This window comes from Allobosea sp. GW821-FHT12C12, from assembly GCF_058807355.1.
Window position 1 is genome coordinate 85,228 of record NZ_JBXAQP010000008.1, and the last position, 18,987, is coordinate 104,214.

Here is an 18,987-nt window from a genome sequence, read left to right on the forward strand (position 1 = left end):
TGATGAACGCCGAAGACAGGGATGCGGTCGCCGAGGCCGTGGCGCAGGCCGAGACGCTGACCTCGGGCGAGATCATGGTGGTGATCGACCGGGCGGCGGGCAGCTACCGCTCGACGCCGCTGATCATGGCGCTGACGCTCGCGCTGTTCACGCCCTGGCCGCTCCTGGCGCTGACCGCGACCAGCGCGCCGCGCATCTTCCTGATCCAGCTCGTCTGCGCCGTCCTGCTGATCGCGGCGCTGCTCTGGCACGGCCGCGGCGGGCGCTTCGTGCCGGGCTTCGTCAAGCGCCGGCGCGCCCATGACGTGGCCCTGCGCGAATTCACCGCGCGCGGCCTGACCCTGACGCGCGGGCGAACCGGCGTTTTGCTCTATGTCGCGCTGCAGGAGCGCTATGCCGAGATCATCGCCGATGTCGGCATCGACGGCCGGGTCGAGCCCGAGACCTGGCGGCGCATCATCGAGCCGCTGCTCGACGCGGCGCGGCAGGAGCGGCTGCGCGCCGGGCTGATCGAGGCGGTGGGCGCGATCGCCCGCGTGCTGGCGCCCCACGCTCCGCCGGCGCCCGACGATGTCGACGAGCTGCCCAACAAGGTCGTGCTGCTCTGACCCGGGCGCCCGCCCTCACGGACAGGGGTTGCCGACCTCCTGATGGATCGCGTCGATCTTCTCCTCGAGATCGGCCGGCAGCGTCACCCCGATCGAGGCGATGTCGGTCCTGAGCTGCTCCAGCGAAGTCGCGCCGATGATGTTCGCGGTCACGAAGGCGCGCGAGTTGACGAAGGCGAGCGCCATCTGCGCCGGATCGAGCCCCGCCTCCTTCGCCAGCGCGACATAGCGCTTGATCGCGGCCTCGGCGCCTGCGGTCTGGTAGCGCTGGCCCCGGTCGAACAGCGTCGTGCGTGCGCCGGCCGGCCGCGCCCCGTCGAGATACTTGCCCGTGAGAAAGCCCTGCGCCAGCGGCGAATAGGCGAGCAGGCCGACATCCTCGCGCAAGGCGATCTCGGCCAATGCGGTCTCGAAGGTGCGGTTCAGCAGGTTGTAGGCGTTCTGGATCGACTGGACGCGGGGCTTAGCCCGCGTCTCGGCGTCGGTGACGAAGCGCATCGTCCCCCAGCCGCTCTCGTTCGACAGGCCGAGATGGCGGATCTTGCCGGCCTTGACGACCTCGGCGAGCGCGTCGAGCTGTTCGGGGATCGCCGTCTCGTCGGCCGGCTTCTCGAAAGTCGCCTTGCTGAAGCGCGTCGGATTCGAGCCCCACGGCATCGGCCGCTCGGGGAAATGGATCTGGTAGAGGTCGATATGATCGGTCTGGAGCCGCTTCAGGCTCTTGTCGACCGCTTCCATGATCTGCTTGCGGTTGACCCGGGTCGGGCCCTTGTCGTCGCGGAACCAGGTGAAGCCGCCGCGCCCGCAGATCTTGGAGGCCAGGATCACCTTGTCGCGATTGCCCCGCGCCTTGAACCAGTTGCCGATGATCCGCTCGGTCGAGCCTTGCGTTTCGGCTTTGGGCGGGATCGAGTAGAGCTCGGCCGTATCGAAGAAATTGACGCCCTGTTCGAGGGCGTAGTCCATCTGCGCGAACCCTTCGGCTTCGGTGTTCTGCTGGCCCCAGGTCATGGTCCCGAGACAGATCACGGAGACGTTCAGGTCGGTGCGGCCGAGGCGGCGGTATTCCATGGGGGTCGACTCCGGAAGAAGGGCGCGTCGCAACGCGCCGAGACAGATATCTGAGGGGCAAGGATGATGCCGGCTGCCCGGAGGCTCGCGGCAGGGTCAGGGCTGGGCCGGCAGCCCCGCGATGAAGCGCTCGACGCTCGGCAGGATGCGCGCGACGATCGTGCGCACGCCCTCGGCGTTGGGGTGCAGCAGGTCGGGCTGGTTCAACGCCCGGTCTCCCGCGATCCCCTCCAGGAAGAACGGGTAGAGCATCACGCCGTGCTTTTGCGCGAGCCTGGGATAAAGCCCGTCGAAGCGCTGGGCGTAGTCCGGCCCGAGATTGCGCGGCGCATACATGCCGGCCAGCAGCACGGCGATGCCGCGCCCCCTCAGCCGCGCGATGATCTGGTCGAGGGCGTTCTCGGTGGTCGCCGGATCGAAACCGCGCAAGGCGTCGTTGGCGCCGAGTTCGAGGATGACGCCGTCCGTGCCGTCGGGCACGGACCAGTCGAGCCGGTCGAGGCCGCCCTGGGCGGTGTCGCCCGAGACGCCTGCATTGGCGACCGAGACGCGCAAGCCCTTCTGGCGCAGGGCTTGCTCGAGCACGGCCGGAAAGGCCGCGCTGGCCGGCAGGTTGTAGCCGGCGCTGAGGCTGTCGCCGAGCGCGACCAGCCTGATCTCGCGGGCGGCCGCGGGCGGCGTCTGGGCTTTGGTCATGGTCGCAACTGTGAGGACGAAGGTGAGCGTCAGCAGAAAAACCGCCACCCATGATTGGACAAGCGGAAACGAGAACCCATATCGCCGGACGGGGCGCGCCGCCGTTTCGCCGCGCTTGCGCCTTGGATGGCTGCGAGCGGAGCTGTCGGTCTCGGTTGAAGTCAGGATCATATCACGATGAGCGAAAACGCCGCTCCAGCCATCGAATTGCGGGATGTCCACCTTAGTCTGGGGCGCGCGGCCGCCCGCGTCCATATCCTCCAGGGCGTTTCTTTGTCGCTGGCCTCGGGCGAGGCGACCGGGCTCGTCGGCCCGTCCGGCTCCGGCAAGTCGACGCTGCTGATGACCATGGCCGGGCTGGAGCGTCCCGATTCCGGGCTCGTCCGCGTCGCCGGGCAGGATCTGGGCGGGCTCGACGAGGATGGACTCGCGGTGTTCCGCGGCCGGCGCATCGGCATCGTCTTCCAGTCCTTCCATCTCGTGCCGACGATGACGGCGCGCGAGAACGTCGCATTGCCGCTGGAGCTCGCCGGCGCGAGCGACGCCTTCACCCGCGCCGAGGCCGAACTGCGCAATGTCGGCCTGAGCGACCGCATGGACCATTACCCGGCCCAGCTCTCCGGCGGCGAGCAGCAGCGCGTCGCGATCGCGCGCGCCGTCGCGCCGGATCCGGCGATCCTCGTCGCCGACGAACCGACCGGCAATCTCGACGAGACGACCGGCCGCTCGATCGTCGACCTGATCTTCGCGCTGCGCCGCGAGCGTGCGGCGACCCTGGTGCTCGTCACCCACGACCTTTCGCTCGCCGCGCTCTGCGACCGCACCGTGCGCCTGCGCGCCGGGCGCATCGAAGCAGAGCCGGAAGTGGCGCCCGCCTGATGCACGCCCCCGTCAAGCCCGTCGCTCCCCCTGCGCGCACGCCCGGCTTCCCGCTGGCGCTGAAGCTCGCCTGGCGTGACCTGCGCGCCGGCTTGCGCGGCTTCGGCGTCTTCATCGCCTGCCTCGCGCTCGGCGTCATGGCGATCGCCGCCGTCGCCTCGGCCTCGCGCGGCCTGACCGAAGGCCTGTCGCGGGAAGGCCGGCGCATTCTCGGCGGCGACGCCGCCTTCGGCCTGATCCATCGCGAGGCGAGCCCGCGGGAGCGCGCTTTCCTCGCGGCGCGCGGACAGGTCTCGGCCATCGCGACGATGCGCGGCATGGCCAATGCCGGTGAGAAGGGCTCCGCGCTGGTCGAGATCAAGGCGGTCGATGCGAGCTATCCGAGCATCGGCTCCGTCTTCACCGATCCGGCCGGGCCGATCCAGGCGCTGCTCGCCGAACGCGACGGCGTCTTCGGCGCGGTCGCCGATCCCGTCCTGTTCGGACGCCTCGGCCTGAAGACGGGCGATATCGTCACGGTCGGCGCGGCAAAACTCCAGCTTCGGGCCAGCCTCGTCTCCGAGCCCGACAAGATCGCGTCCGGCGTCGGCTTCGGCCCGCGCCTGCTGATGCCGGAAGCGGCGCTGCGCGCCACCGGCCTGCTCCAGCCCGGCAGCCTGGTGCGCTGGACCTACCGCGTGCAGCTGCCGGCGGCGGCCTCCGACGACGCGGCGCTCGAGGCGCTGATCGCGGCCGCCGGGGCCGAGCAGCGCGACGCCGGCTGGGAGATCCGCTCCCGTTCCAACGCCGCTCCGAATTTTCAGCGCAATCTCGAACGCTTCACCCAGTTCCTGACGCTCGTCGGCCTGACCGCGCTGCTGGTCGGCGGGGTCGGCGTCGCCAATGCGGTGCGCCGCTTCGTCGAGGCCAAGACGCTCGATTTCGCCACGATGAAGGCGCTCGGCGCCAGCGGCGGCCGCGTCGTCGCGATCCACCTGACCGAGGTGATGATGGTGGCCGCGCTCGGCACGGGGATCGGTCTCCTGCTCGGGGCCGCCGCGCCCTATGCGATTGCCGCCATCTTCGGCGCGATCCTGCCCGTGCCGTTCGAGCCGACGATCGCGCCGGGCGAGCTCGGCATCGCCGCGCTCTACGGCCTGCTGACGGCGCTGGTCTTCGCCATCCTGCCTCTCGGGCGCGCTCATGACGTTCCGGTCTCGGCGCTGTTTCGCGACCAGATCTCGCCGGACGCCCGCCGCCCGCGCGCGATCTACCTCGTCATCGGCGCGCTGGCGCTGGCCGGACTCGTCGGGGTCGCGGTCGGCTTCGCCTATGAACGGCGCATCGCGCTGATCTATCTCGCGGTGATGAGCGGCGTCTTCCTGCTGCTGCGCGGCGTCTCCTGGGGCCTGATGGCGCTGGCGCGAACGCTGCCGCGCCCGCGCGGGCCGGCCTTGCGCATGGCGCTCGCCAACAGCCACAGGCCGGGTGCGCTGACGCCCTCGCTCGTGCTCTCGCTGGGCCTGGGCGTCGCGCTGCTCTCGGCGCTCGCCTTCATCGACGTCAGCATCACGAGGCAATTGACCCAGGCGCTGCCGCGGAAGGCCCCGGACTTCTTCTTCCTCGACATCCCCAACGCCGAATCGGCCCGCTTCGACGCCTTCCTGGCCGAGCAGCGGCCGGGCGCGGCGCTGGAGCGCGCGCCGATGATGCGCGGTCGCATCGTCGCGGTGAACGGCGTCCGGGCCGAGGAGATCAAGGCCTCCGAACAGGCCGCCTGGGTGCTGGAGGGCGACCGAGGCATCACCTACGCGGCGGATCTGCCGGAAGGCTCCAGCCTCGCCGAGGGGCAATGGTGGCCGGCCGATTATCGCGGCGAGCCGCTGGTCTCGTTCGATGCGCCGATCGCGGCCGGCCTCGGCCTCAAGCTCGGCGACACGCTGACGATCAACGTGCTCGGCCGCCAGATCACCGCCCGCGTCGCCAATCTGCGCAAGGTCGAATGGCGCTCGCTCGGCATCAATTTCGTGATGCTGTTCTCGCCCAACACATTCGCCGGCGCGCCGCATACCAATCTCGCCACGGTGACGCCGGCCGCCGGCGCCGCGCCGGCCGACGACGCCGCGCTGCTGCGCCGTCTCGCGGTCGAGTTTCCCTCGGTGACCGCGGTGCGGGTGCGCGACGCGCTGGAAGCGGTCAGCGTCGTGGTGCGCCAACTCGCCACCGCGATCCGCGGCGCATCGGGCCTCGCCATCGCCGCCAGCCTGCTGGTGCTGGGCGGGGCGCTCGCCGCCGGCCAGCGCGCGCGGCTTTATGACGCGATGATCCTGAAGACGCTCGGCGCGACGCGGCGCTTCATACTTTCGTCGTACGCCCTCGAATATGCAGCAATAGGATTTGTCGCGGCCCTGTTTGGCGTTGTCGCGGGCGCTCTGGCGGGGTGGGGCGTCGTCACGCAAGTGATGAAGCTGGAATTCGTCAGTGATCCGACCGGCGCCTTGCTGGCCGCGACTACGGCTATCGGCGTCACAGTTCTGTTCGGATTGACCGGGACGCTGAAAATACTGTCGAAAGCGCCGGCTTCTCACTTGCGGAATTTATGAGAGCGCCGCGCTTCCCTCAGGAACTAGACCTGACGCCCGGTCGACTTTGCATGGTTGGTCGGCGGCGTTTCTATGAAGCGCGCCGTCTTAACCATGCCCTCCCCTTGTAAGCGCCGGCGATCCCCCTCATATTCCCGACATCGCCACGATTGTGCGCGACGACAGGGCTTCGCGGAGGCGACGTCCGTCTTCGGATTCAACGTCAGGGGAACTCGCTCGATGAGCAACTTCGACCGCAATGCTCCAGCCTGGGGTGCCGGCAGGGTACAGCAGGCCAGCGCTGTCGAGATGGATCAGGGCCTGCGCTCGTTCATGCTCGGCGTCTACAACAACATGGTGATCGGCCTGGCGCTTTCGGCGCTGTTCGCGCTCGGCGTCAACCAGCTCGCCGTCACCGATCAGGCCAACGGCGTCGCCCGTCTCGGCGGCACCTATCTGACGGCGTTCGGCAAGCTGCTCTACACCACGCCGCTGATGTGGGTGTTCGCGCTCGCTCCGCTGGGCTTCGTGCTGTTCTTCTCGTTCAAGGCCGACAGCCTGCGCGCCTCGACCGCGCGGACGCTGTTCTTCGCCTTCGCGGCGGTGATGGGCGTGTCGCTCTCGACGCTTCTGATCCGCTATACCGGCGCGTCGGTGGTGCAGGTGTTCTTCATCACCGCGGCCACCTTCGGCGGCGTCAGCCTCTATGGCTACACCACGAAGAAGGCGCTGTCGGGCTTCGGCTCGTTCCTGATCATGGGCCTGATCGGCCTGATGATCGCCTCGCTGGTCAACCTCTTCCTGCAGTCGAGCGCGCTGCAGTTCGCCATCTCGGCGATCGGCGTGCTGGTGTTTGCCGGCTTGACCGCCTGGGATACCCAGCGCCTGAAGGAAATGTACCTCTACTCGGACATGAACCCCGAGGAGGCCGCGAAGCTCTCGGTGAACGGCGCGCTGTCGCTCTACCTGAACTTCGTCAACATGTTCCAGATGCTGCTCACCCTGTTCGGCAATAAGAGCGAATGATCTGACGAATACGCCGCGCAGGCGGAACGAGCCCCGGCCAAAGGCCGGGGCTTTTCTTTTGGGCGCGGGCTCGGGCATCATCCAGGCCATGAGCCTGACCATCCGCAGCCTGACCATCCGCCCCGCCGCGCCTGCCGACATGCCGGCCATCACCGCGATCTACCGGCACGCCGTCCTGCACGGCACCGCCTCCTGGGAGCTCGATCCGCCCGACGAGGCCGAGATGACGCGACGGCGCGAGACGATCCTCGCCGGAGGCTACCCCTATCTCGTCGCGGAGACCGGCGGATGCTTGCGCGGTTATGCCTATGCCGGCGCCTATCGGCCGCGCCCGGCCTATCGCGCCACGGTCGAGAACTCGATCTACATCGCGCCCGATGCGCAGCGGCAGGGCATCGGCTCAGGCCTGCTCGACGCGCTGATGGCGGAATGCGAGAAGCGCGGCTTCCGCCAGATGATCGCGGTGATCGGCGACGGCGCCGGCGCCTCGGTCGGCTCGCGGCGCCTGCATGAGCGGGCCGGTTTCCGTCTGATCGGCGTCGCCGAGAAGGTCGGCTTCAAGCACGGCCGCTGGCTCGACCAGATGCTGATGCAGAAGGAACTGGGCGAGGCCGACCGGGCGACGCCGGCGTGAACCTCAGCTCACCACGCTCAGCGTCCTGTCGAGCACGCGCAGCACGCGCCCGAGCTCGGGACCGCGCTTCAGCACCAGCCCCGTCGCCGCCACCACCGAATAGGCGCCCTGGCGCTTGGCCAGCGCCGGATCCTTGACGATCCGGTAGAGCGGCACCTCCGAGGAGCGGCGGTAGACCGAGAACTGCGCCTTGTCCTTGAGGAAATCGATGGCGTAGTCGCGCCACTCGCCGGCGGCGACCATGCGGCCATAGAGGTTCAGCAGGTCGGACAACTCGCGTCGGTCGAAGGTGACGGTCGCGGGGCGCGGCGCGGGGAAGGCGATCACGCCGCCGGATCCTTGCGCTTGCGGCGTTTCGCCTTCGCTCATCGCGCCTCCCATCGGCGGGCCTGCGGGCCGCGCCTGTTGCCGTCCTTTCGCGATGATGCCCGCCCGATCCTGTGCTGGCAAGGCATCGGCGGGCGATCACGGCTTCGTAGGCGCCGCCCCAATTTCGCCCCGAACGCGCCAAGCCTCGGCCAAGTTGGGCGGATCAACTGGCCTCTGTTGCCTCGACGGCCCGGCTTGTCCGCGTTCCGGATTTGTCAGCCCCCCAGCCCCCCGCAGCGTCGGTGGAGTCGGGCCAGCGATGTCGAGGCCAACTCAACGGCTGGCGTTTCGCGCTGGCCGTTTTTCTTTGGGCCAAGCCTTCATCGCTCCAAGCCTTCATCGCTCCGGGCCTTCATCTCGCTTGCCGATGGTATTCCGCGTTCGGCCGCATATCGACGGCCGAGGCCATCCGGTTCGACATGTTGAAGAAGGCCGCGACCGCTCCGACATCCCAGATGTCGCGCTCGCTGAACCCTGCCGCGCGCAAGCCCTCGCGGTCCGTTTCCCCGACGAGATGCGGAGTCTCGGTCAGCTTCACCGCGAAATCCAGCATCGTGAGATGGCGCCGCGAGAGCTCGGCGGCGCGATAGTTCATCACCATCAGCTCGCCCAGCACCGGATCGCCCGAGAGCTGGCGCACCGCCGCGCCATGGGCGGTCAGGCAGTAATAGCAGCGGTTCACCGACGAGACCGCGACCGCGATCATCTCGCGCTCCAGCTTCGACAGGCCAGACGGCGCCAGCATCAGGTCGTTGTAGAGCGCGGCGAACGCGCTGAGCTTGGCGTCGTCATGGGCGTAGGACAAAAGCACGTTCGGCACGAAGCCGAGCTTTTCCAGGCATTTGTCGAAATAGGCCCGGTTTTCCGCCGAGAGTTCGCCCTCGGCCAAGGCCAGCGCCGTCACCGACGGCGGCGCGTCCTGCGCTGCTGGAGCCTCGCCCGGCTTCGGTTTGTCATGCTTGATCGTCATGGTCCGTCCTGTCGCGACATCGATGCGGAATTTCGACAGATTCTGTCGGGTTCTCGCTCTATCGTGGCGGGCGCGTGCGCCAAACGCGCGACAAACGTTGAACCGGGCCGCAGCCTATGTCATCGCTGCGGCAAAATAACAGGGGGCAGGCATGGCCAAGCGGGTGACGAATGCGACGATCGCGGCGGTTGCCGCCATCGAGGCCAGCGCGGCGGCCCTGGGCGCGAAGCTGCCCGCCGATTTTCCCCGTCTGCTCTATGGCCGCGTCGCCGCCGAGGACCTTGCCGCGCTGCCGGCAGACATGCTGGCCCGCACCGCCGAGGCGGCGCATGACTACCTGACCGAGCCGCGGCGGCACGACGCCGTGCGCCTGCGTTTCCACGACGAGGCGTTCGTCAGCGAAGGTCGCGCCCGGCAGGTCACGATTCTCGACGTTCTCAACGATAACAAGCCCTTCCTGCTCGATTCGACGCTTGCCGAACTGACCGGGCAGGGCTTCGAGCCGCGCCTCGTCGCCCACCCCATCCTCGCCGTGGTGCGCGATGCCGAGGGGGCATTCCTTTCGCTTGCCGGCGAGGCGGCCGGCCGCGCTCCGGAAGGCGCGCGGCGCGAAAGCCTGATCCATATCCATCTCGACCGGATCGATACGCCCGAAGCGCGCGAGCGGCTCGAGGCCGGGCTGATGCGCGTCTATGCCGATGTCGCGCTCGCCGTCGACGACTGGGCCGCCATGCGCGGGCGAATCACAGAGGTGATCCAGGCCTACCGCACCAATCCGCCGCCGCTGCCCGAGGACGAGGTCGCGGAGGCGCTGCAGTTTCTCGAATGGATCGCCGGCGACAATTTCACCCTACTCGGCATCCGGGCCTATCGCTTCCCCGGCGGCGACGCGGCGGCCGACCCGATCGAAGGCTCGGGGCTCGGCATCCTGCGCGACCCGACCGTGCGGGTGCTGCGCAAGAACAAGGAGATGGTCGTCACCACGCCGGAGATCCGCGCCTTCCTGGCCAAGCCGCTGGCGCTGATCATCACCAAGGCCAACGTCAAGAGCCGGGTGCATCGCAGCGTCCATCTCGACTATGTCGGGGTCAAGCTGTTCACGCCCGACGGCCGGCTCGACGGCGAGCTGCGCATTCTCGGCCTGCTGACCTCCAACGCCTATACCGGCAGCGCCCGCTCGATCCCCTATCTGCGCCTCAAGGTCGCCCGCGTCGCGAGGAACGCCGGCTTCGACGCCGCGAGCTATTCCGGCCGCGCGCTGCTCGCCGTGCTCGACGCCTATCCCCGCGACGAGCTTTTCCAGATCGACGCCGAGACGCTGGAGCGCTTCGCGGTCGACATCCTGCGGCTGACGGAGCGGCCGCGCATCCGGGCGTTGGCGCGGGTGGACGAGTTCGATCGCTTCGTCTCGGTGCTCGTCTTCATCCCGAAGGACCGCTACGATACGCAGGTCCGCCGTCGCGTCGGCGAGTTCCTGACGCGTATCTATCAGGGCCGCCTGTCGGCCGCCTATCCGGCCTATCCCGACGGGCCGCTCGCCCGCACGCACTACATCATCGGCCGCGACGAGGGCAAAACGCCGCGGATCGAACAGGCCACGCTGGAAGCGGGCATAGCCGCGATCGTCCGGACCTGGAGCGACGGGCTCAAGGACGTGCTCGACGCGCAGAAGGCCGGCCCCGCCGCGCGCGCTCTGGCCGAGCGTTTTTCGGACGCCTTCGGGGCGGCCTATCGCGAGCGTTTCTCGGCTGCGGACGCGCTCGTCGACATCGACATGCTGCAGAAGCTCTCCGCCGAGCGGCCGCGCGCGGTCAATCTCTACCGGCGCGAGGGCGACGTCGCGACGCGCGCCAATCTCAAGGTGTTCTCGCGCGGCTCCGCGATCTCGCTCTCGGCCCGCGTGCCGGTGCTGGAGAACATGGGCTTCCGCGTCGTCAACGAGCGCACCTTCAACCTGACGCCGCAGCCGGCGCCCGGCTCGGCGGAAGCCCCCGATTCGACCCGCGTCTGGCTTCACGACATGACGCTGGAGCGCGCCGACGACGGCGAGATCGACGTCGCGCGCCTCGACCCGGTGATCGAGGCGGCGCTGATGGCGCAGTTCCGGGGGCTGGCCGAATCCGACCGCTTCGACCAGCTCGTGCTGGCGGCGGGCCTCGCCTGGCGCGAAGCCGCGCTTCTGCGCGCGCTCGGGCGCTATCTGAGGCAGGTCGGCGCGCCCTATGCGCAGGGCTACATCGCCGACGCGCTGACCCGCCATGCCGGCATCGCGGCCGGCATCGTCGCGCTCTTCCTCGCCAAGTTCGATCCGCGCCTCGTGGAGGCGGAGCGCGAGACGAGGATGGCGGCCGAGCGCGGGCGCATCGAGACCGCGCTCGACGCGGTCACCAGCCTCGACGAGGACCGCATCCTGCGCCGGCTGGTCAACCTGATCGACGCCGGCCTGCGCACCAACTTCTTCCAGATCGGCCCGGACGGCCATCCGCGCGGCACGATCTCGGTCAAATACGACTGCGCCAGGGTCGATTCGCTTCCGCTGCCGCGCCCGCTCTACGAGATCTTCGTCTATTCGCCCCGTGTCGAGGGCGTCCATCTGCGCTTCGGCAAGGTCGCGCGCGGCGGCCTGCGCTGGTCCGACCGGCCGCAGGATTTCCGCACCGAGGTGCTCGGCCTCGTCAAGGCGCAACAGGTCAAGAACGCCGTCATCGTGCCTGTCGGCGCCAAGGGCGGCTTCGTGCCGAAGCAGCTTCCGCCCGCGACCGACCGCGGCGCCTGGCTCGCGGAGGGCACCGAGAGCTACCGCATCTTCGTGCGGACCTTGCTCGAACTGACCGACAATCTCGACGGCGAGACGGTCGTCCCGCCGCCCGACACCGTGCGCCATGACGGCGACGACCCCTATCTGGTCGTCGCGGCCGACAAGGGCACCGCGACCTTCTCCGACACCGCCAACGCGCTATCGCTGGAGAAGGGCCACTGGCTCGGCGACGCCTTCGCCTCGGGCGGCAGCCAGGGTTACGATCACAAGGGCATGGGCATCACCGCGCGCGGCGCCTGGGAGGCCGTGAAGCGGCATTTCCGCGAGGTCGACATCGACATCCAGACGACGCCCTTCACCGTGGCGGGCGTCGGCGACATGTCGGGCGACGTCTTCGGCAACGGCATGCTGCTCTCGCCGGCGATCAGGCTGATCGCCGCCTTCGACCATCGCGACATCTTCCTCGACCCCGATCCGGACCCGGCGAAGACCCTGGCCGAGCGCCGGCGCCTCTTCGCGCTGCCGCGCTCCTCCTGGCAGGACTACGACAAGTCGCTGATCTCGGCTGGCGGCGGCGTGTTCTCGCGCCAGGCCAAGAGCATTCCGCTCTCGGCCCGGATGCAGGCCGCGCTCGACTTAGCCCAGGCCGAGGTCACCCCGCCCGAGCTGATGACCGCGATCCTTAAAAGCCGCGTCGATCTGCTCTGGTTCGGCGGCATCGGCACCTATATCCGCGCCACGGACGAGAGCGACGCGCAGGTCGGCGACCGCGCCAACGACGCGATCCGCGTCACCGGCAGCGAATTGCGCGCCCGCGTCATCGGCGAGGGCGCCAATCTGGGCGCGACCCAGCGCGGCCGCATCGAGGCGGCGCGCAAGGGCGTGCGCCTCAACACCGACGCGATCGACAATTCGGCCGGGGTCAACACCTCCGACGTCGAGGTCAACATCAAGATCGCGCTCGCCGGCCCGGTCAAGGACGGCCGGCTCGGCGAGGACGCCCGCAACGCGCTGCTCGCCGAAATGACCGACGAGGTCGGCCTGCTGGTGCTGCGCAACAACTATCTGCAGACGCTGGCGCTCTCGCTGACCGAGGCGCAGGGAGTGTCGGCGACGCCGGGCCTGCGCCGGCTGATGCAGACCCTCGAAGCGGCCGGCCGGCTCGACCGCACGGTCGAATACCTGCCGAGCGACGCCGTCATCGCCGAGCGCGAGAAGCGCGGCGAGGCCCTGACGCGGCCGGAGCTTTCGGTGCTGCTGGCCTATGCCAAGCTCGCTCTGCACGACGCGCTGCTCGATTCGCCCGTGCCGGACGATCTCTATCTCAACAGCGAACTCGTCCGCTACTTCCCCAAGGCCCTGCGCGACGGCTACGGCCCCGAGATCGCCGGCCACAAGCTGCGCCGCGAGATCGTCGCGACCCAGCTCGCCAACGCCATCGTCAATCGCGGCGGCCCGGCGATCGTCACCACGCTCGCCGACCAGACCCGCGCCGGGGCCCCGGCGATCGCCGCCGCCTATGCGATCGCGCGCGATTCCTTCGACCTGATCGCGCTCAACACGGCGATCGACGCGCTCGACGCAAAGGTCGCCGGCAAGACCCAGCTCGGGCTCTACGGCGCCGCCCAGACGCTCGTCACCGACCGGATGAGCTGGTTCCTGCGCCGCGGCGTCGCGACGCCCGGCGCGATCGAGGCGACGGTGGCGCATTACGCCCAGGGCGTCGCGGCGCTCTCGGCCGAACTCGATACGCTGCTGCCGGACGCCGCCGCCCAGGCGCGGCAGGCCCGGATCGCGGTGCTGACGGCCGAGAACGTGCCCGAGGCGCTGGCGGCGCGCGTCGCCAGCCTGCCGGCATTGGCGCAGGCCACCGACATCGTCGACATCGCCGGGCGCACCGGACGGCCCGTCGCCGAGGTGGCGCGGATTCATTTCGGAATCGATTCGGTCTTCGGGCTGTCGGCGCTGGCGATCTCGGCGGCCGCCGTCCCGGCCACCGACGACTACGAGCGGCTGGCGCGCGAGCGCGCCGTCGAGACGTTGGCCGACGCCCATGCCGGGCTGACGCAGGAGGTCACCGCGAACGGGCAAGGCCAAGGGACTGGCGCGACGGCGCTCGACGCCTGGCTCGCCCTGCGCGGCACGGAGGCGGAGCGCACCCGCTCGACCGTCTCGGCCATTGCCCTGTCGGGGCTTTCGCTGCCAAAGCTGATGGTCGCCGCCGGCATGCTGGCCGATCTGCCGCGCAAGACCGCCTGACAAAGAGCGCCTGACGAGAAGCTGTGAGGATGATCGAAACCCTGCCCGATTCCGCCGCCATCCGCATCGACCCGAAACTGCTCGAGATCCTGGTCTGCCCGGTGACCAAGAGCACGCTCGAATACGACGCCGCCAGGCACGAGCTGATCAGCCGCGCGGCCAGGCTCGTCTACCCGATCCGCGACGGCATCCCGATCATGCTGCCGGAAGAGGCGCGGGTGCTGGAGGGGTAGTCGTGATTGCTCGCAATGACGCAAGCTACAGCCAATGACGCAAGCTACAGCGCCTCGCCCCGGAGCAGGCGCGGCGGCTCGCCCGAAATCCCCGCCGCCTCGCGGATGAAGAAGCGCTTCAGCCCCGGCAGGCGGTCGACCAAACCGAGCCCCAGATCGCGCAGCAGCCGGACCGGCGTCGCGTCGTTCGAGAACAGCCGGTTCAGCCCGTCGGTGACCGCGCCCATCGCCACCGTGTCGAAGCGCCGGGCCCGCTCGTAACCGCCAAGGACATCGGCGGAGCCCGGATCGAGCCCGAGCCGGGCCGCATCGACGATCGCCTCGGCCAGCGCCGCGACGTCCTTAAGGCCGAGATTGAGCCCCTGCCCCGCGATCGGATGAATGACATGGGCCGCGTCGCCGAGCAGCGCAAGCCGCTCGGCGATAAAGCTCCGCGCCACGCCGAAGCCGAGCGGCAGCGCGTGCAGCTTGCTCTCCAGCGCGATCTCGCCGAGCTCGAGGCCGAAACGCCGCTCGATCTCGGCCTTGAGATCCTCGGCGTCGAGCGACATCAGCGCGGGCACGTTCTCCTTCGCCTCGGTCCAGACGATCGAGGAGCGGTGGCCGAGCGCGCCGCCATCGCTCAGCGGCAGGATTGCGAAAGGTCCCGACGGCAGGAAATGCTCGATGGCGCGCCCGCCATGCGGCCGTTCGTGACCGAGCGTCGCGACGAGCCCGGATTGCGGATAGTCCCAGCCGACCCAGCCTATGCCGGCCTGCTCGCGCAGCTTCGAGCGCGCCCCATCGGCCGCGACGAGCAGCGCGGCACGCAGGCGCTCGCCGCTGCTCGTCGTGACATCGACGCCGTCGTCATCGGCCGTGAAGCGCCGCACGCCCTCGGCTCTCGGCACGACGCCGGCCTCGCGGCAGGCCTCGAGCAGGGCCCGCATCAGCGCCGCGTTCTCGACCATATGGGCGAAAGGCTGGCCGGGCTCGACCTCGCCGTCGAAGGTCAGGAAGACCGGCCGGACCACGTCGTTGATGCGGCTGTCGGTGACCAGCATCCCGGTCATCGGCTGCGCGGTGGCGGAAATGGCGTTCCAGACGCCGAGCGCCTGCAGCATGCGCCGCGCGGCGGCCGCGACCGCATAGGCGCGGTCGTCCGCGCGTGGCGGCGACGCCAGCGCCGGATCGGCCAGCGTCACCGCAACGCCGTCGCCCAGCGCCTGTTTCAGCGCCAGCGCCAGCGACAGGCCGGCCACGCCGCCGCCCGCGATCACGATTGCGGCCCTCGCGCCGTCCCGATTCTGCGCCATCGCGCTGTCCGTCCCGCTACGCCGGCGCGGCTTGACGGCGCACGGCGGCCTGGTGCTGATGCGCGCTGGCGGCCCTGATCGCCGCAAGCCCGCCGGAAGCCTTGGAACGACATGTCCCAGATCAGCGACTCCCTGACGTCGATCCTCGACCTGGAACCGCTCGAACGCAATCTGTTCCGGGGTCGCAGCCCCAATATCGGCTGGCAGCGCGTCTTTGGCGGGCAGGTCATCGGCCAGGCGCTCTATGCCGCCTGCAAGACTGTGGAGGCGCGCCAGCCGCATTCGCTGCACGCCTATTTCCTGCTGCCCGGCGACCCATCGATCCCGATCCTCTACGAGGTCGACCGCCTGCGCGACGGCCGCTCCTTCACCACGCGGCGCGTGCTGGCGATCCAGAAAGGCGAGGCGATTTTCGCCATGTCGGCCTCCTTCCAGGCGCCGGAGGAGGGCTACGAGCACCAGATGCCGATGCCCGACGTGCCGATGCCGGAAGATCTGCCCGATCGCGAGGAGATGCGCGCCAGCGTGCTCCCGAACATGCCGCCGGTGGTGCGCGCCTATTACGAGCGCGAGCGGCCGATCGAGATCAGGCCGGTCGAGCTGAAGCGCTATGCCTCGGCGCGGAAGATGGAGCCGAAATTCAATGTCTGGATCAAGGCGATGCAGCCTTTGCCGGACGAGCCGGCGATCCATCAGGCCGTGCTGGCCTACGCCTCCGACCTGATGCTGCTCGATTCGAGCCTGATCGCCCATGGCCGCACGGTGTTCGACAAGAACATCCAGGGCGCCAGCCTCGACCACGCGCTCTGGTTCCACCGTCCGTTCCGCGCCGATGAGTGGCTGCTTTATGCGCAGGACAGTCCGTCGAGTTCGGGCGCGCGCGGGTTTTCGCGCGGGCTCGTTTTCGACAGGCAAGGCCGGCTCGTCGCCTCGGTGGCGCAGGAAGGGCTGATCCGGCCCCGGCCCGACAGGGGCTGAGCGACGCGGCGACACCTCCCGCATTCGCCTAATTTTTCATCAGATGCATAGTCGATGGGCGATCTCGCGCGCGCCGACCGCGGAGTCGCGCCCGATTCGGCGAATCGATCCTTTACGTTGCACCGCGGCAGTTGGCACGCGCCTTGAATTGCAGGCCCGACGCGCGCCGGGTTCTCGGGCACGCGAGGCGCAACGAGATCGCCGGGGCTGACTTCCGGGCGGCGTAAACGGGGAAACCCTGCAATGAAGATCGTGATGGCTATCATCAAGCCGTTCAAGCTGGAGGAGGTGCGCGACGGGCTCACCGCCATCGGCGTGCACGGCCTGACCGTGACCGAGGTGAAGGGCTACGGCCGCCAGAAGGGCCACACGGAGATCTACCGTGGCGCCGAATACGCCGTCAGCTTCCTCCCGAAGATCAAGATCGAGGTCGCCGTCTCCGACGAGCTCGTCGGCAAGGTGATCGAGGCGATCACGGCCGCGGCCCGCACCGGCCAGATCGGCGACGGCAAGATCTTCATTTCGTCGATCGAGAAGGCCGTGCGCATCCGCACCGGCGAAACCGACGGCGACGCCCTCTGACATCAGATCCTTCAGGCAGGAGTTTCCAGATATGAATTTCAAGACCCTCAGCCGGGCGGGACTGGCCGGACTGGCGCTTGCCGGCGTCGCCGGGGCCGCGCTCGCGCAGACCGCGGCCGCTCCGGCCACGCCGCCCGCCCCGGTGCCCAACAAGGGCGACGTCGCCTTCATGATGAGCTCGACCGTGCTCGTCCTGCTCATGATCATTCCGGGCCTGGCGCTGTTCTATGGCGGCCTCGTCCGCACCAAGAACATGCTCTCGGTGCTGACCCAGGTCTTCGCCATCGTCTGCGTCGTCTCGCTGATATGGGTGATTTTCGGCTATTCGCTCGCCTTTACCAACGGCGGCGGCCTCAACGATTTCGTCGGCGGGTTCTCCAAGGCCTTCCTGAAGGGCGTCGACGCCACCACCACGGTCGCGACCTTCTCCAACGGCGTCGTCATCCCGGAATATGTCTACATCGCCTTCCAGATGACCTTCGCCGCGATCACGCCGGCTCTGATCGTCGGAGCCTTCGCCGAACGCATGAAGTTCTCGGCGCTGCTGCTCTTCACCGTGCTCTGGGTCACCTTCATCTATTTCCCGATGGCCCACATGGTCTGGTACTGGGGTGGTCCCGATCTCGTCGGCAACGCCGCCAAGGCGCTGGCCGAAGCGCCTGCCGACGGCAAGGCGGCCGCCCAGGCCGCGCTCGACGCCGTCAATGCCGACGCGGGCATGCTCTTCAAATGGGGCGCGCTCGACTTCGCCGGCGGTACCGTGGTGCACATCAACGCGGGCATCGCCGGCCTCGTCGGCTGCATCCTGCTCGGCAAGCGCATCGGCTACGGCAAGGAGCTGATGGCTCCGCACTCGCTGACCATGACCCTGATCGGCGGCGCGCTGCTCTGGGTCGGCTGGTTCGGCTTCAACGCCGGCTCCAACCTCGAGGCCAACGGCACCGCGGCGCTCGCCATGATCAACACCTTCGTCGCCACGGCGGCGGCGGCGGTCGGCTGGCTGTTCATCGAATGGGCGGTCAAGGGCAAGCCCTCCATGCTCGGCATGATCTCGGGCGCGGTCGCGGGCCTCGTCGCGGTCACGCCCGCCGCCGGCTTCGCCGGCCCGATGGGCTGCATCGTGCTCGGCCTGATCGCCGGCGTCGTCTGCTTCGTCTTCTGCTCCAGCGTCAAGAATGCGCTCGGCTACGACGACTCGCTCGACGTCTTCGGCATCCACTGCATCGGCGGCATCATCGGCGCTCTGGCGACCGGCATCCTGGTCAACACCGCGCTCGGCGGCGCCGGCATCCCCGACTACTCGTCGAAGCCGGGAGAACTCACTGTGGGCGCCTACGAGTTCGGCACGGCCTTCTTCGCGCAAGCCAAGGCGGTGCTGTTCACGCTGGTCTTCGGCGGCCTCGGCTCGCTGATCCTCTTCAAGGTCGTCGATGTGATCGTCGGCCTGCGCGTCGCTCCCGATCAGGAGCGCGAGGGCCTCGACATCGCCGAGCATGGCGAGCGCGCCTACCACGCCTGAGCGCTTTCACGTGAAACGTCGAACCCCGGCGGGCGACCGCCGGGGTTTCCTTTCGCCCGGAATGCGTTGCGTTCGTCAGCCCGTCTTCGGCTGGTCCAGCACGATCTCGAGCACCTGCACGCTGTCGGGCAATTCGATCAGGAACTCCGGGTCGCGTTCGAGGTGATGGATCCTGCGCGGGTCCGGCCCGGCGAAACGCGACATCGCCTCGACGCTTTCCCAATAGGAGATTGTCACGAACTCGGTCTCGCCCTCGCGGTCCTCGCGGAACATCTGCGCGCCGAGCGCCTTTTCGAGCAGCGGCGCGACGCCGACCTCGCGCAGATAGATCGCGTAGTCGTCGGCCTTGTCGGTCGTGGTGCGCCCGCGCCAGATGCGGGCGATCGTCGCGATCTTGTTCCCATCGCCGCTCAGCATGGCGACATCTCCCCGATGGTTCGTCGATGACACAGGAATGCAACCGGGCCGGCTTCGTTCCGGTCGCCCGGAGGGCTCAAGGTTAAGCGGGTCTTAACCTGCCCTTCCTAACCTGCGCGATGAGATCGACCG

Annotated in this window: 16 protein-coding genes; 10 read left to right on the forward strand and 6 right to left on the reverse strand. The window is 69.0% G+C overall.

The genetic code is table 11. The annotated features are described in order from the left end of the window. Positions 1 to 2: 2 nt before the first annotated feature. Positions 3 to 608, forward strand: coding sequence for a TPM domain-containing protein (locus AC1RRW_RS13265; RefSeq protein WP_492901230.1), 606 nt, complete (start codon positions 3 to 5; stop codon positions 606 to 608). Between the two features lie 15 nt (positions 609 to 623). On the opposite strand, the gene AC1RRW_RS13270 is transcribed toward AC1RRW_RS13265, so the two are convergent. Next, positions 624 to 1,679, reverse strand: a complete 1,056-nt coding sequence (locus tag AC1RRW_RS13270) for an aldo/keto reductase (RefSeq protein WP_492901231.1) — start codon at positions 1,677 to 1,679, stop codon at positions 624 to 626. Positions 1,680 to 1,775: 96 nt separating this feature from the next. Beyond that, on the reverse strand, positions 1,776 to 2,375 hold the full coding sequence (locus tag AC1RRW_RS13275; protein ID WP_492901232.1) for an arylesterase: 600 nt from the start codon (positions 2,373 to 2,375) through the stop codon (positions 1,776 to 1,778). Positions 2,376 to 2,552: 177 nt separating this feature from the next. Here AC1RRW_RS13275 and AC1RRW_RS13280 point away from each other — a divergent pair, with 177 nt between their 5' ends. The 4 genes from AC1RRW_RS13280 to AC1RRW_RS13295 all read left to right on the forward strand — a co-directional run bounded on the left by AC1RRW_RS13280 (position 2,553) and on the right by AC1RRW_RS13295 (position 7,475). Further along, positions 2,553 to 3,254: an ABC transporter ATP-binding protein gene (locus tag AC1RRW_RS13280; protein ID WP_492901233.1), complete on the forward strand. Its 702-nt coding sequence runs from the start codon at positions 2,553 to 2,555 to the stop codon at positions 3,252 to 3,254. After that, positions 3,254 to 5,836: an ABC transporter permease gene (locus AC1RRW_RS13285; RefSeq protein ID WP_492901234.1), complete on the forward strand. Its 2,583-nt coding sequence runs from the start codon at positions 3,254 to 3,256 to the stop codon at positions 5,834 to 5,836. Before AC1RRW_RS13280 ends, AC1RRW_RS13285 begins: the two co-directional genes overlap by 1 nt. Before the next feature lie 219 nt (positions 5,837 to 6,055). Next, positions 6,056 to 6,841 carry a Bax inhibitor-1/YccA family protein gene (locus AC1RRW_RS13290; RefSeq protein ID WP_492901235.1) on the forward strand — a complete coding sequence of 262 codons (786 nt, stop codon included), beginning with the start codon at positions 6,056 to 6,058 and terminating at the stop codon, positions 6,839 to 6,841. Between the two features lie 100 nt (positions 6,842 to 6,941). Next, positions 6,942 to 7,475 (forward strand): GNAT family N-acetyltransferase, encoded by a 534-nt coding sequence (locus AC1RRW_RS13295; RefSeq protein ID WP_492901360.1) that lies wholly within the window; start codon positions 6,942 to 6,944, stop codon positions 7,473 to 7,475. Between the two features lie 3 nt (positions 7,476 to 7,478). Here AC1RRW_RS13295 and AC1RRW_RS13300 read toward each other — a convergent pair whose 3' ends face one another. Both AC1RRW_RS13300 and AC1RRW_RS13305 read right to left on the reverse strand, forming a co-directional pair. Then, positions 7,479 to 7,844, reverse strand: coding sequence for a DUF2794 domain-containing protein (locus AC1RRW_RS13300; RefSeq protein WP_492901236.1), 366 nt, complete (start codon positions 7,842 to 7,844; stop codon positions 7,479 to 7,481). Between the two features lie 352 nt (positions 7,845 to 8,196). Beyond that, positions 8,197 to 8,814, reverse strand: coding sequence for a peroxidase-related enzyme (locus AC1RRW_RS13305; RefSeq protein WP_492901237.1), 618 nt, complete (start codon positions 8,812 to 8,814; stop codon positions 8,197 to 8,199). A 151-nt stretch (positions 8,815 to 8,965) separates the two neighbouring features. On the opposite strand from AC1RRW_RS13305, the gene AC1RRW_RS13310 reads away from it, so the two are divergent. Both AC1RRW_RS13310 and AC1RRW_RS13315 read left to right on the forward strand, forming a co-directional pair. Next, positions 8,966 to 13,831: an NAD-glutamate dehydrogenase gene (locus AC1RRW_RS13310; protein ID WP_492901238.1), complete on the forward strand. Its 4,866-nt coding sequence runs from the start codon at positions 8,966 to 8,968 to the stop codon at positions 13,829 to 13,831. 29 nt (positions 13,832 to 13,860) lie between these two features. Beyond that, positions 13,861 to 14,064, forward strand: a complete 204-nt coding sequence (locus AC1RRW_RS13315; RefSeq protein WP_492901239.1) for a Trm112 family protein — start codon at positions 13,861 to 13,863, stop codon at positions 14,062 to 14,064. A gap of 44 nt (positions 14,065 to 14,108) precedes the next feature. Here the strand turns inward: AC1RRW_RS13315 and AC1RRW_RS13320 are convergent, their stop codons facing one another. Beyond that, positions 14,109 to 15,359, reverse strand: coding sequence for a ubiquinone biosynthesis hydroxylase (locus AC1RRW_RS13320; protein WP_492901240.1), 1,251 nt, complete (start codon positions 15,357 to 15,359; stop codon positions 14,109 to 14,111). Positions 15,360 to 15,470: 111 nt separating this feature from the next. Between AC1RRW_RS13320 and tesB the strand changes: the two genes are divergently transcribed. From tesB to AC1RRW_RS13335, 3 genes are all read left to right on the forward strand, one after another. Next, a complete protein-coding gene (gene tesB, locus AC1RRW_RS13325) occupies positions 15,471 to 16,337 on the forward strand; it encodes an acyl-CoA thioesterase II (protein WP_492901241.1) in 867 nt (288 codons plus the stop codon). Between the two features lie 243 nt (positions 16,338 to 16,580). After that, complete coding sequence (locus tag AC1RRW_RS13330) at positions 16,581 to 16,919, forward strand: P-II family nitrogen regulator (RefSeq protein ID WP_492901242.1); 339 nt, start codon at positions 16,581 to 16,583, stop codon at positions 16,917 to 16,919. 31 nt (positions 16,920 to 16,950) lie between these two features. Beyond that, positions 16,951 to 18,438: an ammonium transporter gene (locus tag AC1RRW_RS13335; RefSeq protein WP_492901243.1), complete on the forward strand. Its 1,488-nt coding sequence runs from the start codon at positions 16,951 to 16,953 to the stop codon at positions 18,436 to 18,438. A gap of 75 nt (positions 18,439 to 18,513) precedes the next feature. On the opposite strand, the gene AC1RRW_RS13340 is transcribed toward AC1RRW_RS13335, so the two are convergent. Then, entirely contained in the window at positions 18,514 to 18,855 is a 342-nt protein-coding gene (locus AC1RRW_RS13340) for an antibiotic biosynthesis monooxygenase family protein (RefSeq protein WP_492901244.1), read from the reverse strand. Between the last annotated feature and the right edge of the window lie 132 nt (positions 18,856 to 18,987).

Coding starts and splice junctions, on each gene's coding strand:
- AC1RRW_RS13265 (WP_492901230.1), top strand. CDS start 3: ATGAACGCCGAAGACAGGGATGCGGTCGCCGAGGCCGTGGCGCAGGCC.
- AC1RRW_RS13270 (WP_492901231.1), bottom strand. CDS start 1,679: ATGGAATACCGCCGCCTCGGCCGCACCGACCTGAACGTCTCCGTGATC.
- AC1RRW_RS13275 (WP_492901232.1), bottom strand. CDS start 2,375: ATGACCAAAGCCCAGACGCCGCCCGCGGCCGCCCGCGAGATCAGGCTG.
- AC1RRW_RS13280 (WP_492901233.1), top strand. CDS start 2,553: ATGAGCGAAAACGCCGCTCCAGCCATCGAATTGCGGGATGTCCACCTT.
- AC1RRW_RS13285 (WP_492901234.1), top strand. CDS start 3,254: ATGCACGCCCCCGTCAAGCCCGTCGCTCCCCCTGCGCGCACGCCCGGC.
- AC1RRW_RS13290 (WP_492901235.1), top strand. CDS start 6,056: ATGAGCAACTTCGACCGCAATGCTCCAGCCTGGGGTGCCGGCAGGGTA.
- AC1RRW_RS13300 (WP_492901236.1), bottom strand. CDS start 7,844: ATGAGCGAAGGCGAAACGCCGCAAGCGCAAGGATCCGGCGGCGTGATC.
- AC1RRW_RS13305 (WP_492901237.1), bottom strand. CDS start 8,814: ATGACGATCAAGCATGACAAACCGAAGCCGGGCGAGGCTCCAGCAGCG.
- AC1RRW_RS13310 (WP_492901238.1), top strand. CDS start 8,966: ATGGCCAAGCGGGTGACGAATGCGACGATCGCGGCGGTTGCCGCCATC.
- AC1RRW_RS13315 (WP_492901239.1), top strand. CDS start 13,861: ATGATCGAAACCCTGCCCGATTCCGCCGCCATCCGCATCGACCCGAAA.
- AC1RRW_RS13320 (WP_492901240.1), bottom strand. CDS start 15,359: ATGGCGCAGAATCGGGACGGCGCGAGGGCCGCAATCGTGATCGCGGGC.
- tesB (WP_492901241.1), top strand. CDS start 15,471: ATGTCCCAGATCAGCGACTCCCTGACGTCGATCCTCGACCTGGAACCG.
- AC1RRW_RS13330 (WP_492901242.1), top strand. CDS start 16,581: ATGAAGATCGTGATGGCTATCATCAAGCCGTTCAAGCTGGAGGAGGTG.
- AC1RRW_RS13335 (WP_492901243.1), top strand. CDS start 16,951: ATGAATTTCAAGACCCTCAGCCGGGCGGGACTGGCCGGACTGGCGCTT.
- AC1RRW_RS13340 (WP_492901244.1), bottom strand. CDS start 18,855: ATGCTGAGCGGCGATGGGAACAAGATCGCGACGATCGCCCGCATCTGG.